The 16,463-nt window shown below is 60.4% G+C and carries 14 protein-coding genes; 9 read left to right on the top strand and 5 right to left on the bottom strand.

Annotated features, from left to right (window positions below; genetic code table 11):
• Positions 1–25 precede the first annotated feature (25 nt).
• The 4 genes from fmt to AC3ZU9_RS14985 all read left to right on the top strand — a co-directional run bounded on the left by fmt (position 26) and on the right by AC3ZU9_RS14985 (position 4,134).
• On the top strand, positions 26–979 hold the full coding sequence (fmt, locus tag AC3ZU9_RS14970) for a methionyl-tRNA formyltransferase (RefSeq protein ID WP_102061245.1): 954 nt from the start codon (positions 26–28) through the stop codon (positions 977–979).
• Positions 976–2,286: a 16S rRNA (cytosine(967)-C(5))-methyltransferase RsmB gene (gene rsmB, locus AC3ZU9_RS14975; protein WP_102061244.1), complete on the top strand. Its 1,311-nt coding sequence runs from the start codon at positions 976–978 to the stop codon at positions 2,284–2,286. The genes fmt and rsmB overlap by 4 nt, the downstream gene beginning before the upstream one ends.
• A gap of 22 nt (positions 2,287–2,308) precedes the next feature.
• Positions 2,309–3,682 (top strand): Trk system potassium transporter TrkA, encoded by a 1,374-nt coding sequence (gene trkA, locus AC3ZU9_RS14980; protein WP_012721463.1) that lies wholly within the window; start codon positions 2,309–2,311, stop codon positions 3,680–3,682.
• Between the two features lie 140 nt (positions 3,683–3,822).
• Positions 3,823–4,134 carry a tetratricopeptide repeat protein gene (locus tag AC3ZU9_RS14985; RefSeq protein WP_102061243.1) on the top strand — a complete coding sequence of 104 codons (312 nt, stop codon included), beginning with the start codon at positions 3,823–3,825 and terminating at the stop codon, positions 4,132–4,134.
• Positions 4,135–4,257: 123 nt separating this feature from the next.
• Here the strand turns inward: AC3ZU9_RS14985 and AC3ZU9_RS14990 are convergent, their stop codons facing one another.
• Both AC3ZU9_RS14990 and AC3ZU9_RS14995 read right to left on the bottom strand, forming a co-directional pair.
• A complete protein-coding gene (locus AC3ZU9_RS14990; RefSeq protein WP_012721461.1) occupies positions 4,258–5,145 on the bottom strand; it encodes a lysophospholipid acyltransferase in 888 nt (295 codons plus the stop codon).
• 42 nt (positions 5,146–5,187) lie between these two features.
• Positions 5,188–5,745 carry a DNA-3-methyladenine glycosylase I gene (locus tag AC3ZU9_RS14995; protein ID WP_012721460.1) on the bottom strand — a complete coding sequence of 186 codons (558 nt, stop codon included), beginning with the start codon at positions 5,743–5,745 and terminating at the stop codon, positions 5,188–5,190.
• A gap of 81 nt (positions 5,746–5,826) precedes the next feature.
• Between AC3ZU9_RS14995 and glyQ the strand changes: the two genes are divergently transcribed.
• From glyQ to AC3ZU9_RS15015, 4 genes are all read left to right on the top strand, one after another.
• A complete protein-coding gene (gene glyQ, locus AC3ZU9_RS15000) occupies positions 5,827–6,780 on the top strand; it encodes a glycine--tRNA ligase subunit alpha (protein ID WP_003187265.1) in 954 nt (317 codons plus the stop codon).
• On the top strand, positions 6,777–8,831 hold the full coding sequence (gene glyS / locus AC3ZU9_RS15005; protein WP_046035860.1) for a glycine--tRNA ligase subunit beta: 2,055 nt from the start codon (positions 6,777–6,779) through the stop codon (positions 8,829–8,831). Before glyQ ends, glyS begins: the two co-directional genes overlap by 4 nt.
• Positions 8,832–8,833: 2 nt before the next feature.
• Positions 8,834–9,370 carry a D-glycero-beta-D-manno-heptose 1,7-bisphosphate 7-phosphatase gene (gmhB, locus tag AC3ZU9_RS15010; RefSeq protein WP_012721458.1) on the top strand — a complete coding sequence of 179 codons (537 nt, stop codon included), beginning with the start codon at positions 8,834–8,836 and terminating at the stop codon, positions 9,368–9,370.
• Between the two features lie 82 nt (positions 9,371–9,452).
• Positions 9,453–10,223 (top strand): lysophospholipid acyltransferase family protein, encoded by a 771-nt coding sequence (locus AC3ZU9_RS15015; RefSeq protein WP_093544813.1) that lies wholly within the window; start codon positions 9,453–9,455, stop codon positions 10,221–10,223.
• 181 nt (positions 10,224–10,404) lie between these two features.
• On the opposite strand, the gene AC3ZU9_RS15020 is transcribed toward AC3ZU9_RS15015, so the two are convergent.
• Positions 10,405–12,684, bottom strand: coding sequence for a CHASE2 domain-containing protein (locus AC3ZU9_RS15020; protein ID WP_490090898.1), 2,280 nt, complete (start codon positions 12,682–12,684; stop codon positions 10,405–10,407).
• A 3-nt stretch (positions 12,685–12,687) separates the two neighbouring features.
• A complete protein-coding gene (locus AC3ZU9_RS15025; RefSeq protein ID WP_224795816.1) occupies positions 12,688–13,611 on the bottom strand; it encodes a FecR family protein in 924 nt (307 codons plus the stop codon).
• A 294-nt stretch (positions 13,612–13,905) separates the two neighbouring features.
• Here AC3ZU9_RS15025 and AC3ZU9_RS15030 point away from each other — a divergent pair, with 294 nt between their 5' ends.
• Complete coding sequence (locus AC3ZU9_RS15030; protein WP_012721454.1) at positions 13,906–14,628, top strand: response regulator transcription factor; 723 nt, start codon at positions 13,906–13,908, stop codon at positions 14,626–14,628.
• Between the two features lie 104 nt (positions 14,629–14,732).
• Here AC3ZU9_RS15030 and AC3ZU9_RS15035 read toward each other — a convergent pair.
• A partial coding sequence (locus tag AC3ZU9_RS15035; RefSeq protein ID WP_490090899.1) for a DNA gyrase subunit B occupies positions 14,733–16,463 on the bottom strand: 1,731 nt, incomplete at its 5' end.

The raw sequence follows: 16,463 nt of genomic DNA on the forward strand, positions 1-16,463 counted from the left end.
TGACTGCTTTTAACCGAGACCTCCCATGACCGAGCCACTGCGCATTGTTTTTGCCGGTACCCCCGAATTTGCCGCCGAACACCTCAAGGCGCTGCTCACCAGCCCTCATGACGTTGTCGCGGTGTACACCCAGCCGGATCGCCCGGCCGGGCGCGGGCAAAAACTGATGCCGAGCCCGGTGAAGCAGTTGGCGCTGGAGCACAACATTCCCGTGCTGCAACCACCGACCTTGCGCAACGCCGAGGCCCAGGCCGAGCTGGCAGCGCTGAACCCGGACTTGCTGGTGGTCGTGGCGTACGGTTTGATCCTGCCGCAAGCGGTACTGGATATCCCGCGCCTGGGTTGCATCAACAGCCATGCGTCATTGCTGCCACGTTGGCGCGGTGCGGCGCCGATCCAACGTGCCGTCGAGGCCGGTGACAGCGAGAGCGGCGTGACCGTAATGCGCATGGAGGCGGGCCTGGACACCGGCCCGATGCTGCTGAAAGTCACCACCCCGATCACCGCCGCAGACACCGGTGGCAGCTTGCACGACCGCCTCGCCGAGCTGGGCCCGCCTGCCGTGATCCAAGCCATCGCCGGCCTGGCTGCCGGCACCTTGGAAGGCGAGGTCCAGGACGATAGCCTGGCCACCTACGCCCACAAGCTGAACAAAGACGAAGCACGCATCGACTGGAGCCGCCCGGCCGTGGAACTGGAGCGCCTGGTACGCGCCTTCAACCCGTGGCCGATCTGCCACAGCACGCTCAACGGCGAAGCCTTGAAAGTGCTGGCCGCGACCCTCGCCCAGGGCGCAGGCGCTCCCGGTGAAATCATCGGCGCCAGCAAGGACGGCCTGTTGGTCGCTTGCGGTGAACAAGCGCTGTGCCTGACCCGTCTGCAATTGCCTGGCGGCAAGGCGCTTAATTTCAGCGATTTGTTCAACAGCCGTCGTGAGAAATTCGCCCTGGGCACCGTCCTTGGAGTGGTAGCCCAATGAACCCACGTCTGGCCGCCGCCAAGGCTCTCGCCGCCGTCCTCAACGGCAAGGCGTCGCTGAACAGTTCGTTGCCCACGCAGTTGGACAAGGTCGAAGACCGCGATCGCGGCTTCACCCAGGACCTGGCCTTTGGCACGGCGCGCTGGCAGCCACGCTTGTCGGCGCTGTCGGCCAAGTTGTTGCAGAAACCCTTCAAGGCGGCCGATGCGGATGTCGAAGCGCTGCTGCTGGTCGGCCTCTACCAATTGCTCTACACCCGCGTACCCGCTCACGCCGCGATCGGCGAGACGGTCGGTTGCGCCGACAAGCTGAAAAAGCCTTGGGCCAAAGCCTTGCTCAACGCCGTACTGCGCCGCGCCCAGCGCGAAAGCGAAGCGCTGCTGGCCGAGCTGGAACATGACCCCGTGGTGCGCACCGCCCACCCGCGCTGGCTGCAAAAGTCCCTGAAGGCGTTCTGGCCTGAGCAATGGGAAGCCATCTGCGCGGCGAACAATGCGCACCCGCCGATGATTTTGCGGGTCAACCGTCGTCACCACAGCCGTGACGCCTACCTGCAACTGCTCACCACTGCCGGTATCAACGCCACGCCGTGCGTGTACAGCGTCGACGGCATCGTATTGGAAGCCGCCGCCGACGTCCGCAGCCTGCCGGGCTTTGCCGAAGGCTGGATCAGCGTGCAGGACGAAGCGGCGCAACTGGCCGCCGACCTGCTCGACCTGGCGCCCGGCCAACGCGTGCTCGACGCCTGCTGCGCACCGGGCGGCAAGACCTGCCACATCCTGGAAGTCGAAAAAAACCTGGCCGGGGTGGTCGCTGTCGACCTGGAAGCCAAGCGCCTGGTACGCGTGCGGGAAAACCTCGCCCGTCTGGGCCTCAGCGCCGAGCTGATCGCTGCCGACGGCCGCGACACTGCCACCTGGTGGGACGGCAAACCGTTCCAGCGCATCCTGCTTGATGCGCCGTGCTCAGCCACCGGTGTGATCCGTCGCCACCCGGACATCAAGCTCACCCGCCAACCCGACGACATCGCCGCCCTGGCCGCACTGCAAGGCGAGTTGCTCGACGCACTGTGGCCGACCCTGGACGTCGGCGGCATCCTGCTTTACGCCACCTGCTCCACCTTGCCGACCGAAAACACCGAGGTGATCGAAGCCTTTCTCGCCCGTACCAGCGGCGCACGGGAACTGGACCTTGCCACCACAGCCGGCATCAAGCAGCCCCACGGCCGCCAATTGCTCGCGCAAGAAGGCGGACACGATGGCTTCTACTACGCCAAACTGATCAAGATCGCCGCCGCGCGCGGCTGAATGGTTTTAAGGGAGTGACCGGATGAAAATCATCATCCTTGGGGCAGGGCAGGTCGGCGGTACGCTGGCTGAACATTTGGCCAGCGAAGCGAACGACATCACCGTGGTCGACACCGATGCCGAGCGCCTGCGCAACCTCGGCGACCGCCTGGACATCCGTACGGTGCAGGGCCGCGCGTCTTTCCCGACGGTGCTGCGCCAAGCGGGTGCGGATGATGCCGACATGCTTGTCGCCGTGACCAACAGCGATGAAACCAACATGGTCGCCTGCCAGGTTGCCCACACGCTGTTCCACACGCCGACCAAGATCGCCCGTGTGCGCGAAGCGGCCTACCTGACCCGCGCCGGCCTGTTCGACAACGATGCGATTCCGGTGGACGTGTTGATCAGCCCGGAGCAAGTGGTCACCCACTACATCAAGCGCCTGATCGAAATCCCCGGCGCCCTGCAGGTGATCGACTTTGCCGGTGGCAAGGCGCAACTGGTCGCGGTGAAGGCCTATTACGGCGGCCCGCTGGTGGGCCAGCAACTACGGCAGCTGCGTGAACACATGCCGAATGTGGAAACCCGCGTCGCGGCGATTTTCCGCCGTGACCGCCCGATCCTGCCCCAGGGCGATACGGTGATCGAGGCTGACGACGAGGTGTTTTTCATCGCCGCCAAGGCGAATATTCGCGCCGTCATGAGCGAAATGCGCCGCCTCGACGAGACCTACAAACGCATCGTCATCGCGGGTGGCGGGCAGATCGGCGAGCGCTTGGCCGAAGCCATCGAAAGCCGCTACCAGGTGAAGATCATCGAGATGAGCCCGGCACGCTGCCGGCATTTATCCGACACCCTGGACAGCAGCGTCGTACTGCAAGGCAGCGCCTCGGACCGCGACCTGCTGATGGAAGAAAACATCGCCGACGCCGATATCTTCCTGGCCCTGACCAACGATGACGAAGCCAACATCATGTCGTCGCTGCTGGCCAAGCGGTTGGGGGCGAAGAAGGTGATGACCATCATCAACAACCCGGCCTATGTGGACTTGATCCAGGGCGGTGACATCGACATCGCCATCAGCCCGCAGTTGGCTACCATCGGCACCCTGCTGGCCCACGTACGCCGTGGCGATATCGTCAGCGTGCACTCCCTGCGTCGGGGCGCGGCGGAAGCCATCGAGGCGATTGCCCACGGTGACTCGAAATCGAGCAAGGTGATCGGCAAGGCAATCCGCGATATCGGCCTACCACCGGGCACCACCATTGGCGCGATCATTCGTGATGAAGAAGTGATCATTGCCCACGACGACACGGTGATCGCCACCGGTGACCATGTGATCTTGTTCCTGGTGGATAAAAAACATATCCGCGATGTGGAGAAACTGTTCCACGTGGGGTTGAGCTTCTTCTAAATCGGAGTATTCCACTGTGGCGAGGGAGCTTGCTCCCGTTGGACTGCGTAGCAGTCCCATAGATTTTGCGAGCGCTTCGCACTCGAGCGGGAGCAAGCTCCCTCGCCACAACAGCCTTCTTTCGCTCAAGGTGACAATAAATGCTCGATTCCCTGGAAAAAATGCTCGCCAAGGGTGTGGATAACGCGCTGCTGCGGTTTGGTTTGGGCAAGGGTTATCTAGACCTGAAGGACAACGCCAAGGCGGCGGAGCATTTGCAGAAGTGCGTCGAGTTCGATCCGAAGTATTCGGCGGCGTGGAAGTTGTTGGGCAAGGCTCACCAAGCGCAGAGTGACGGTGACGCCGCGCGACAGGCGTGGGAGAAGGGTATCGAAGCGGCCCAGGCCCATGGCGACAAGCAGGCTGAGAAAGAGATGACGGTGTTCCTGAGAAAACTCGACCGCCAAGCCTGAGTGGGATGCAAATGTGGGAGGGGGCTTGCTCCCGATAGCGCAGTGTCAGTCGATGCCTATATGACCGAACCACCGCCATCGGGAGCAAGCCCCCTCCCACATGGGTGTTGTACTGCCGGTGAGTCAGTACCACCGCTCTTCACCCGGTGGGCGTTTCTTGAAGCGCTTCATGCTCCACATGTACTGGCTCGGATAAGCGCCGACATATCGCTCCACCACCTTGCTCATCGCTGCGCAGGACGTGGCGGTGTCGGTGCTGTACATGTCTTCCGGCGCCGCTTCCAGGATCACTTTGTAGCCCGAGCCATCCGGCAGCCGCAGCGCATGCAGGAATACGCCCACCGCCTTGTGGCCGGCGAGCATGTTCGGCACGAACTTGCTGGTAAGTGCCTGGGTGGCGAAGAACGGCACGAAGATCCCGGCGGATTCAGCAGGCTCAGGATCGGCCGGGATTCCCACCTGGCCGCCCTTGCGCACTTCCTTGATCACACTGAGGATGCCTTCCTTGGTCGACGCCGCTACGCGGTTGCCCAACTGCACGCGCTGCTTGCGCAGTAACTCATCCACTGCCTTGAGCTTCGGCGGCCGGTAGAAAATGATCGGTTTGCACTGGCTGCAATAGAAGTGGTTCAGCACTTCCCAATTGCCCAAGTGGCTGGTGATGCCGACCACGCCTTTGCCCGAGGCGAGGGCTTCGTGCAGCACTTCCAGGCCTTCGACTTCGCGTACCAGGTCGATGGAGCGCTGGGCCGGCCAAATCCAGGCGCAGGCGCTTTCGGTGAGGGACTTGCCGATGTCCTTCAGGCTCTGGCCAACCAGGCGCTCGCGTGCAGCCGGGTCCATATCGGGGAAGCATTTGGACAGGTTGATCCGCACCGTGTCGCGGGAGCGGTTGGGGGTTTTCCACATGATCCAGCCAATCGCCGTACCGACCGCTTGGACAGCGCGCCAGGGCAGCAAGGCAAACAATCGAAGAGCGCCTACCAGCAAGGCGCCTTTAAACTTTTCCACAGGTCACTCCTGATCGTGTGTGTGGTGCGCAAAGCCGGCATTCTAACCGGCGTTGGCCAGGTCCGCGTAACGGTCGCAGTCCTGGGTGTGGTCCATGACCATGCCCGAGGCCTGCATGAACGCGTAACAGATGGTTGGGCCGACAAAGGTAAAGCCGGCTTTTTTCAAGGCTTTGCTCATGGCTTCAGCCTCCGGCGTAATCGCCGGGACCTCGCTGCGGTCCTTGAAATGATTGACCTTGGGCACGCCGCCGACGAAGGACCAGAGCAACCCGACCGGGTCCTCCAGCGCCAGCCAGGCGGCGGCGTTGCGGCGGGTGGCGTTCAGCTTGAGGCGATTGCGGACGATGCCCGGATCCAGCATCAACGCTTCAATTTCGGCATCGGTCAGCTTTGCCAACCGCTGCGCATCAAAACCGAACAAGACCTTTCGATAATGCTCGCGTTTGCGTAAAACGGTGATCCAGGACAGGCCCGCCTGGAACCCTTCGAGTAAAAGCAACTCGAACAGACCCTGCGCATCGCGCAGCGGCGTTCCCCACTCCTGATCGTGATAAGCCATGTACAGCGGATCTTCAGAACACCAAAAGCAGCGTGGCATAAGGCTCCAGGGGATGGTGGCGCGGCCGAATCGGGTATACTCCCGCTCTTTAAATCGCAGCCCAAGTAACAGGTGAATTTCGTGAGCCAGCCTACGCCAGCCGTGCGTACCTTCCAAGACTTGATCCTCGCCCTCCAGCAATACTGGGCCGAGCAAGGTTGTGTGGTACTTCAGCCCTACGATATGGAAGTAGGCGCCGGCACTTTCCACACCGCTACATTCCTGCGGGCCATCGGCCCGGAAACCTGGAACGCCGCTTATGTGCAGCCCAGTCGTCGCCCGACTGACGGCCGCTACGGCGAAAACCCGAACCGTCTGCAGCATTACTACCAGTTCCAGGTGGTACTGAAGCCGAACCCGGACAACTTCCAGGAACTGTACTTGGGCTCGCTCAAGCATGTGGGCCTGGACCCACTGGTCCACGACATCCGTTTTGTCGAAGACAACTGGGAATCGCCGACCCTGGGCGCCTGGGGCCTGGGCTGGGAAGTCTGGCTCAATGGCATGGAAGTGACGCAGTTCACTTACTTCCAGCAAGCGGGCGGCATCGAGTGCTACCCGGTGACCGGCGAGATCACCTACGGTCTCGAGCGCCTGGCCATGTACCTGCAAGGCGTGGATTCGGTCTACGACTTGGTGTGGGCTGACGGCCCGTTCGGCAAAGTCACCTACGGCGACGTGTTCCACCAGAACGAAGTGGAGCAGTCCACCTACAACTTCGAACACGCCAACGTCGACAAGCTGTTCGAACTGTTCGACTTCTATGAAAGCGAAGCCAAGCGCCTGATCGAACTCGATCAGCCGCTGCCGTTGCCGAGCTACGAAATGGTGTTGAAGGCATCGCATACCTTCAACCTGCTGGACGCGCGCCGTGCCATCTCGGTAACCGCACGCCAACAATACATCCTGCGTGTGCGCACCCTGGCGCGTTCCGTCGCCCAAGCCTACCTGCTGGCTCGCGCCAAGCTGGGCTTCCCGATGGCAACCCCGGACCTGCGTGATGAAGTGTTGGCTAAGCTGGAGGCTGCGCAATGAGTGCTCAAGATTTCCTGGTTGAACTGGGCACCGAAGAGCTGCCACCCAAGGCACTCAATACCCTGGCCGACGCGTTCTTGGCCGGTATCGAAAAAGGCCTGCACAGCGCTGGCCTGAAGTTCGAAGCGAAGAAAGTCTATGCCGCGCCACGTCGCCTGGCCGTGTTGCTGACCGCGCTGGAAACCCAGCAACCGGACCGCAGCATCAACCTCGACGGCCCGCCGCGCCAGGCGGCGTTCGACGCCGAAGGCAACCCGACCCAGGCCGCCCTTGGTTTTGCCAAGAAGTGTGGCGTGGAACTGAGCGAGATCGACCAGAGCGGCCCGAAACTGCGTTTCAGCCAGGTCATCACCGGCAAGCCGACCGCCAGCCTGCTGCCGACCATCGTTGAAGACTCCCTGAACGACCTGCCGATCCCCAAGCGCATGCGCTGGGGTGCACGCAAGGAAGAGTTCGTGCGTCCAACCCAATGGCTGGTGATGCTGCTCGGTGACCAAGTCATCGACTGCACCCTCCTTGCCCAGAAGGCCGGCCGTGACTCCCGTGGTCACCGCTTCCATCACCCGCAAGCCGTGCGCATCACCTCGCCAGCCAACTACGCCGCCGACCTGCGCGCCGCTTACGTGCTGGCCGATGCCAACGAGCGTCGCGAGCTGATCAGCAAGCGCACCGAAGAGCTGGCCCGCCTGCAGGAAGGCACCGCCATCGTGCCGCCAAGCCTGCTCGACGAAGTGACCGCGCTGGTTGAATGGCCGGTGCCGCTGGTGTGCTCGTTCGAGGAACGTTTCCTCGACGTGCCGCAGGAAGCCCTGATCACCACCATGCAGGACAACCAGAAGTACTTCTGCCTGCTGGACGTGGACGGCAAATTGCTGCCGCGCTTTATCACCGTGGCCAACATCGAGAGCAAGGACCCGCAGCAGATCATCGCCGGTAACGAGAAAGTCGTTCGCCCGCGCCTGACCGACGCCGAGTTCTTCTTCAAGCAAGACAAGAAGCAGAAGCTGGAAGACTTCAACCTGCGCCTGCAGAACGTGGTGTTCCAGGAAAAACTGGGCAGCGTCTACGACAAGGCTGTGCGGGTTTCCAAGCTGGCCGCCTATATTGCACAACGTATTGGTGGCGACGCGGCCTGGGCTGCGCGTGCAGGCCTGCTGTCCAAGTGCGACCTGGCCACCGAGATGGTCGGCGAGTTCCCGGAAATGCAAGGCGTTGCCGGCTACTACTACGCCCTCAACGACGGCGAGCCGGACGATGTCGCCCTGGCGTTGAACGAGCAGTACATGCCGCGCGGTGCCGGTGCTGAACTGCCGACCACCCTGACCGGTGCAGCCGTGGCAATCGCCGATAAGCTGGACACCCTCGTGGGTATCTTCGGTATCGGCATGCTGCCAACCGGCAGCAAAGACCCGTATGCCTTACGTCGTGCGGCGCTGGGTGTACTGCGCATCCTGATCGACAAGAAGCTCGACCTCGACCTGACCCAGGCCGTGGTGTTCGCCGTCGGCCAGTTCGGTGCCAAGGTCAAGCAGGCCGGCCTGGCCGAGCAAGTGCTGGAGTTCGTGTTCGACCGCCTGCGTGCGCGTTACGAAGACGAAGGCGTGGATGTGTCGGTATACCTGTCGGTACGTGCCCTGCAGCCGGGTTCGGCGTTGGACTTCGACCAACGCGTACAAGCCGTGCAGGCCTTCCGCAAACTGCCGGAAGCCGATGCCCTGGCCGCCGTGAACAAGCGTGTGTCGAACCTGCTGAGCAAGGCCGAAGGCCTGGGCAACGCCGACGTCGACCCTGGCCTGTTCGCCGATGCCAAGGAGTTCTCGCTCAACTCGGCCATCGCCAAAGCTGAAAACGCTGTGAAGCCGCTGATCGCCGAACGCAACTATGCCGAAGCGTTGGCGCGCCTGGCGACCTTGCGTGAGCCGGTGGATGCGTTCTTTGAAGCGGTAATGATCAATGCCGAAGATGCCGGCGTGCGAAAAAACCGTTACGCGATGCTGGCGCGCCTGCGTGGCTTGTTCGTCAATATCGCTGACATTTCGACGCTGAGCTGACCATGCTGAAACTGCTGATTCTCGATCGGGACGGGGTGATCAACTACGACTCCGACGCTTACATCAAGTCGGTGGCGGAGTGGATTCCACTTCCCGGTTCGATCGAGGCCATCGCGCAGTTGAGCAAAGCCGGCTGGACGGTGGCCATTGCCACCAACCAGTCCGGTATCGCCCGCGGTTATTACGACATCGCCACCCTGGACGCCATGCACGCGCGCTTGCGCACGTTGGTGGCCGAGCAGGGCGGTGAGGTGGGGCTGGTGGTGTACTGCCCCCACGGACCGGATGAGGGCTGCGATTGCCGCAAACCCAAGCCTGGCATGTTGAAAACCATTGCAGAACATTACAAGGTGCCTTTGGCTGGGATATGGTTCGTCGGGGATAGCCTCGGTGACCTGGAGGCGGCCAAAGCCGTCGACTCTCAGCCAGTTTTGGTTAAGACCGGGAAAGGCGAAAAGACCCAGGCGAAAAACCTGCCGGTAGGCACCTTGATTTTTGACGATCTGGCGGCCGTTGCCGCAGAACTTATCAACAACTAGCCGCCCTCGACTTCCTGACCAAGGACTGTTCGGGAGTGCGCTTTTAACAGGCGGGCCGCGTCCCGCAACGGTAAATGCCGCCATGTCGATTTTGCAGGCCATCAGAACCTTTTTCTTTTACCTGCTGTTGGGCACCAGTTCGTTTCTCTGGTGCACCCTGAGCTTTTTTATCGCGCCGTTCCTGCCGTTCAAGGCGCGCTATCGTTTTATCAACGTCTATTGGTGCCGCTGTGCGTTGTGGCTGACCAAGGTGTTCCTGAACATTCGCTTCGAGATCAAAGGCGCGGAAAACGTCCCGGACCAACCCTGCGTGATTCTGTCGAACCACCAGAGCACCTGGGAGACGTTCTTTCTCTCGGCGTACTTTTCTCCGCTGAGCCAAGTGCTCAAGCGTGAATTGCTGTACGTGCCGTTCTTCGGCTGGGCCATGGCCATGCTGCGTCCGATCGCCATCGACCGTGACAACCCCAAGGCGGCCCTGAAACACGTGGCCAAGAAGGGCGACGAGCTGCTCAAGGATGGCGTATGGGTGCTGATCTTCCCCGAAGGTACTCGAGTGCCCTACGGCACCGTAGGCAAGTTCTCACGCGGCGGTACCGCGTTGGCGGTCAACGCTAACCTGCCCGTGTTGCCGATTGCTCATAACGCCGGCAAGTTTTGGCCAAAGACTGGCTGGGCCAAACGCCCCGGCACTATCACAGTGGTGATCGGTGAACCTATGTACGCCGAAGGCGAAGGACCACGCGCCATTGCCGCACTGAATGACCGTGCTGCCGCATGGAATGAAGCGCAGCAACGGGCCATGGGCTCACTGCCGCCAGAGCCGGTTGTAGTCGACACTCCGGTGATCTGACCATCTGTGGATAACCTGTGCACGGTTTGTTGGCGAATTGTGCTTTTTGACTCTTAAGAATCTGATTTACTTACATATTTCCTAAGCTCATAAAATCACGGAAAAGGTGCATAAGTTTTTTCCGCATAAAAAACCGGTCCTTGTGACCGGTTTTTTATGCACAGCAGGAAAGTACGTTTTTTCAGTCGTCCAACAGGGGTAATTGCAGGCTGAACGTGGTGCCTTTGCCAACCACGCTTTCACAGCTGATGCGCCCACCGTGGCGCTCAACCACCGCCTTGACCATGGTCAGCCCCAACCCCAAGCCCTCACTGCCCTGGGCGGAATCAAAACGACGGTATTGGCTGAATAGCTCAGGCAAGTCCTGCGCGGCAATCCCCGGTCCCTGGTCACTGATACGGCATTCCAACCAGCCTTGCGCACTGCTGTGTCGCAACCTCACGGTGGTACCGGAGGACGAGTATTTGACCGCGTTCTCCAGCACGTTGAACAACGCACGAGTGAGCAATGACTGGTCCGCAGACACCATGCCCTCGTCGGCTTCATCCAAGTCGTGAACCAAATGAATACCCTTGAGCTGGGCAATCAACGCGACTTGATCAAAGGCGTCCATCACCAACATGGCGAACAATGTTGGCTGGAACTGGTAACCGTCAGCCTCAGCCTTGGCCAACTGGACGAAGGATTCCGTGAGGCTCAAGGCGCGACGAACTTGTTGTTCGATCTTGGCGAACACCGGCGACTCACCGTCATGCACATCCAACAGCGCGAGGATCGCCGAGTGCGGCGCACGCAGGTCGTGGGAGAGGAACCGCAACATCGTCTCGCGGTGTTGCTGGGCTTCGCGCTCCTTACTCAAATCGGTGAGGCTCAGCAGCCAGCCAAGTGCGACATCACCTTCGGCGGGGAGCATGGGCGCCAATTCCATGCGCAGGCTGCGTTGGTGGATATCGCGGAACTCCACCAGCTCCATCGCTGAGAGAGCAGGGCGCACACCGTTGTGCAGCGGCGGGTAGCCCAGGTCCGCCAACTGCTCCAGCAAGTTTTCGGTGACAAGGTCATTGCCGAACACCTCGCGGGCAATACGGTTGGCCAGCAGGATATTGCCTTTAGGGTCGGTGATCAGTGTCGCCACCGGCAGGCACTCCAGGCCGTCAGCCATGAAGCGCCGGGTGTCGCGTGTGCGGCTTACGGCCTGCTCTAGGGCAAAAATACGCGCCTGCAATACATCGCCTTTGCTGGCGGGCGCTCGGCGGCGTTCAGGCAGGACTTTGGGTTCGTTATCCAGGCGTGTCAGTTCCCAGCCGAAGTAAGCGATGATCACACTGAGGCGACGCCAGTTCCAGATCAGGTAGCTGAGCAACAACCCAATCAGGCAGGCCGCAGGCGACCACCAGTGGCCAAGACGCAACAGGGCCCAGGAACCGAGCAACGCGCCGGCCATGCAGCCGAGGGTCATCCACAGCGCGTAGCGTGGACGGTAGAGCAGCAGGCCCAGCAGCAACGCCACGAGGGCGGTCGCCATCAATGCCGCCAGCCAGCCCGGAAGATCCACGATAATGCGACCTTGCAGCAAGCCATTGAGCACATTGGCCTGGATCTCCACACCGGCCGTGGTGCCCACCGTGGAGGAGAGGGGCGTGACAAATCGATCACCCATCCCGGATGCAGTCGACCCCACCAGGATCAGCCGGTTGCGCAGTTGCTCTGGAGGTACTTCGCCACGCAATACGCTGACGTAGGACACGCTGGGAAAATGACTATGCGGCGCAATAAAGGGGATGCGGATTGAATGTTCACGATGCCAGGGTTGGGCTACCAACGGCTGAGGCTCACCCGGCATCTCTGATAACTCGCCACTCATCTCGTAGGCCAGCCAGGTGAGCTGCGGCGCGGGGGCATCGGGTGGACCTTCACGCATAAACAAACTACGGACAACGCCGTCGCTGTCTGCCTCGACATTGATATGACCTACGCCCTTGGCACATTTAAGCAGTGCCAGCATCTGTGCACTGGGTTGGCTGTAGCTCGCCGTGCCTTCACGCACCAACGGCAGCAATACATTGCCGGCATTGCAGACCGCCTCGGCCAGGCGTTTGTCATTAGCCGGATCGCCGGGCTCACTGAAGATCACATCGAACAGGATACCCGCCGGTTGCGCCGCACTCAGACGGTCGATCAGGTCAGCGTGCAGGCTGCGCGGCCAGGGCCATTGGCCGAGTTTTTTCAGGCTGGAGTCGTCGATGGTCACTAGCAGGATGCGCGGGTCTACAGGCAGAGGCGTGAGGCGGCGCAGGCTGTCGTACAACGGATTATTCAAAGCCAGGCCTGGGCTCACCGACAGGTAGGCGGTGACGGGCAGCAGTAGCAAACCAATCCACAGCCACTCACGCACCAAGCCGTGGAACAAGCGCTGGGCATGGGTGGGTTGACGTTTCTCGGCCTTGCCCCAAAGCATCATAGGTCAACGTGCCTGAGCGGTAGGTGGGTAGTAGAAGATGTCATAGACCCCGGTTTCTCCCTCCAGGCCGTTTTCGTCATACGCCGACAAGCGCACGTGATAGAACGAGGCTTTGAGCCCAGTGAAGCTCATTTTCGGCGCAGCGGAAAAGTTTTCCTGCTTGATATTCATAAAGGCCTTGTCGGTGGCGACCTGGGCCCGGTACCTCTGTGCGCCGGGCAAGGGCCGAAGGTACAGACTCCAGACCGGTGCATCACCTTTCTGGCCATCTTGTCCCACAAGCGTGGGCGCGGCGAGTAATTCAACGGGTTTCAAATCGCCCTGTTTCTTGAAGAGCAGACCTTGCCGGGCGCCTACTTTTACCTCTTGCTCCACCGACTTGGTCATAACCTCGCGGTTGACGGCGACCTGTCCGTCCAACACTTCCAGTACCGATTGCTCAGCGTCATTGCGCACCCGGAAGTGCGTGCCACGCACACCCAGCACACCCACTGGCGTCACGATCTGGAAACGATCATGGTCGCTGATGCGCTTGATCACATACGCCTCGGCCTGGCCTTGCTCAAGCACCACCTGGGGAATGGACTGCTTCTTTTCCAGACGCAATCGCACTTGGGAACTGGAGGGCAATACCACCCTGGATCCGTCACCGAGCAACAGGCTGACAAACGCCGAAGCCGATGTCTTCACACCTTCCTGCTCATCGATGGTCATACCTTCCAGCAAGGGGCTCGCCGTGCCCCTGGCATCGAGTTTCCACGCCTCACCCGTGAGATGCTGGACAATCGCCGGTAAAGGCTGGGCTCGGCACAGAACGTTGTCATCGATATAAGGCGAACGAACCTTGGCTGCCGCCCCCACAGAGCTGACCACCATGATCAATAATGGGGGGAGGGCGCGGCGCAAGCGGTTCGGAGAAAGGATCATGGCGCTCATCAAGGTTGGGGTTCCAGAGGGCAACTGACATCAGCACGCAAGAGTTTACGGCAGCGCATGCGTCGGCTGATCCTTTTCCTTATGGTCGGGAGCCGGTATCTTTCCTACATCGGTGGCGAGGACGTTCAATGGATTAAACCCTCATTGGTTCAGCGTATCGAGAGATCCAAGGGCCAACGAATCTGAGCACAATTCTTCAGATTCCATGGCCGGCATCTGAGCAGTCCGTGCCCATAAACGAAACCGGCCGACGGCTGCCGTACTTCAAGACGAAAGGACCCACCCATGCGTGTCGCAATATTGGATGACGAACCCGCTGAACTGCGCCGGGTGGAACAGACACTGCGACAAATCCCCAGCACCGCCGAACAGCCCTGGACTCTGCATTGCTTCGAACGTGGGGAAGACCTGCTGCGCCAGCTACGTCGGGAGACGTTTGACCTGCTGATCCTCGACTGGCAACTGCCGGATATTACCGGTATCGCACTGCTGCGCTGGACCCGTGAGCACATGGAGTCGCCACCCGCCGTCATCATGCTCACCAGCCGTGACGCCGAGAGCGATATCGTAACTGCGCTGAACAGCGGTGCGGACGACTACGTCAGCAAACCCTTTCGCCCCAATGAACTGAAAGCGCGAGTGACGGCTGTTCTGCGTCGACATGGACTGCAGAAGTCAGCGACCCATGAAGTACAAAGCTTCAATGACCTGACGTTTGATGATGCTGAATTGACCGTAACGCGGGCGGGTAAACCTATCAACCTTACCGAACGTGAATACCGGCTGGCGAGCTGCCTGTTTGCCAACCTGGCGCGGCCATTGTCTCGCGAGTACCTCTACGAGCGGTTTTGGACCCATGAAGAAATGGTGTCGTCGCGGCCGCTCGATACGCATATCTATCGGTTGCGCAATAAGCTGGGGTTGACCGCAGACCGGGGCTGGCAGCTGTTGACGATCTACGGGTATGGGTACCGATTAGAGAGCGTGGCAGCCGCTTCTGAAGGCTGAAAATGCTGATGTTCCACGTGGAGCATTTTGTAGATCACCGAAAACTACCCAATAAAAAAGGCCAACGCTAAGCGTTGGCCTTTTGGGTTCAGCTGTTGCCTGAATCAGAAGTCCAGGTTAGACACCGCCAAAGCATTGCTCTCGATGAAGTCACGACGAGGCTCGACCGCATCACCCATCAGGGTGTTGAAGATCTGGTCCGCGCCAATGGCGTCTTCGATGGTCACGCGCAGCATGCGACGCTGAGCCGGGTCCATGGTGGTTTCCCACAGCTGATCCGGGTTCATTTCGCCCAGACCTTTGTATCGCTGGATGGTGTGACGCTTGGTGCTTTCGGCCATCAGCCAGTCGAGGGCTTCTTTGAATTCCTTGACCTGCTTCTTGCGTTCGCCACGCTGAATATAAGCGCCGTCGTCCAGCAGCGTGCTGAGTTGCGCGCCCAGGGTTACTACGGTCTTGTAGTCATTGCTGCCGAAGAAGTCGCGGTTGAAGGTGACGTAGTTCGACAGGCCGTGCGAGATCAGTTCGACCTCTGGCAGCCACACGTTACGTTCACGGTCTTCACGCAGACTGGCTTTGTACACCAGGCCGGACTTCTCCGAGGTGCGCAGGCGCACTTCGTATTGGGCCAGCCATTCCTGCATGTGTGCGTGGTCACCCAATTGCTCGAGGCTCACGGACGGCAGGTAGATGAAGTGCTCGGTCAGCTCCTGAGGGTACAAGCGCGACAGGCGCTTCAGCGTTTTCATGACCATACGGAAGTCGTTAACCAAGCGCTCCAAGGCCTCGCCGGAAATGCCTGGGGCTTCGTCGTTCAAGTGCAGGCTGGCATCTTCCAGGGCCGACTGCGTCATGTACTCTTCCATGGCGTCGTCGTCTTTGATGTATTGCTCTTGCTTGCCCTTTTTCACTTTGTACAACGGCGGCTGGGCGATATAGATGTAGCCGCGCTCGATCAATTCCGGCAACTGACGGAAGAAGAAGGTCAGCAACAGGGTACGGATGTGAGAACCATCGACGTCAGCATCGGTCATGATGATGATGTTGTGGTAGCGCAGCTTGTCGATGTTGTACTCGTCGCGGCCGATACCGCAGCCCAACGCCGTGATCAAGGTGCCAACTTCCTGGGAAGAAATCATCTTGTCGAAGCGGGCCTTCTCGACGTTGAGGATCTTACCCTTCAACGGCAGGATGGCTTGGGTACGACGGTTACGACCCTGCTTGGCGGAACCGCCAGCAGAGTCACCTTCCACCAGGTACAGTTCGGAGAGGGCAGGGTCCTTCTCCTGGCAGTCAGCCAGTTTGCCTGGCAGGCCAGCGATATCCAGCGCGCCTTTACGGCGGGTCATCTCACGGGCTTTACGCGCAGCTTCACGGGCACGTGCAGCGTCGATCATCTTGCCGACGACCAGCTTGGCTTCGTTCGGGTTCTCCAGCAGGAAGTCGGAGAAGTACTTGCCCATCTCCTGTTCCACCGCGGTTTTCACCTCGGAAGACACCAGCTTGTCTTTGGTCTGGGAGCTGAACTTAGGGTCCGGCACTTTCACCGAGATAATCGCGGTCAGGCCTTCGCGGGCATCGTCACCGGTGGTGGCGACTTTGTGCTTCTTGGCCAAGCCTTCGGCTTCGATGTAGGTGTTCAGGTTACGCGTCAGTGCGGAACGGAAACCCACCAAGTGAGTACCGCCATCGCGCTGAGGAATGTTGTTGGTGAAGCACAACAGGTTCTCGTTGAAACTGTCGTTCCACTGCAGGGCGATTTCCACGCCGATGCCGTCTTCTCGCTGGATGTTGAAGTGGAACACCTGGTTGACCGCAGTCTTGTTGGTGTTCAG

It is taken from the genome of Pseudomonas sp. A39, from assembly GCF_058145955.1.

Coding starts and splice junctions, on each gene's coding strand:
- fmt (WP_102061245.1), top strand. CDS start 26: ATGACCGAGCCACTGCGCATTGTTTTTGCCGGTACCCCCGAATTTGCC.
- rsmB (WP_102061244.1), top strand. CDS start 976: ATGAACCCACGTCTGGCCGCCGCCAAGGCTCTCGCCGCCGTCCTCAAC.
- trkA (WP_012721463.1), top strand. CDS start 2,309: ATGAAAATCATCATCCTTGGGGCAGGGCAGGTCGGCGGTACGCTGGCT.
- AC3ZU9_RS14985 (WP_102061243.1), top strand. CDS start 3,823: ATGCTCGATTCCCTGGAAAAAATGCTCGCCAAGGGTGTGGATAACGCG.
- AC3ZU9_RS14995 (WP_012721460.1), bottom strand. CDS start 5,745: ATGCCACGCTGCTTTTGGTGTTCTGAAGATCCGCTGTACATGGCTTAT.
- glyS (WP_046035860.1), top strand. CDS start 6,777: ATGAGTGCTCAAGATTTCCTGGTTGAACTGGGCACCGAAGAGCTGCCA.
- gmhB (WP_012721458.1), top strand. CDS start 8,834: ATGCTGAAACTGCTGATTCTCGATCGGGACGGGGTGATCAACTACGAC.
- AC3ZU9_RS15015 (WP_093544813.1), top strand. CDS start 9,453: ATGTCGATTTTGCAGGCCATCAGAACCTTTTTCTTTTACCTGCTGTTG.
- AC3ZU9_RS15020 (WP_490090898.1), bottom strand. CDS start 12,684: ATGATGCTTTGGGGCAAGGCCGAGAAACGTCAACCCACCCATGCCCAG.
- AC3ZU9_RS15025 (WP_224795816.1), bottom strand. CDS start 13,611: ATGATCCTTTCTCCGAACCGCTTGCGCCGCGCCCTCCCCCCATTATTG.
- AC3ZU9_RS15030 (WP_012721454.1), top strand. CDS start 13,906: ATGCGTGTCGCAATATTGGATGACGAACCCGCTGAACTGCGCCGGGTG.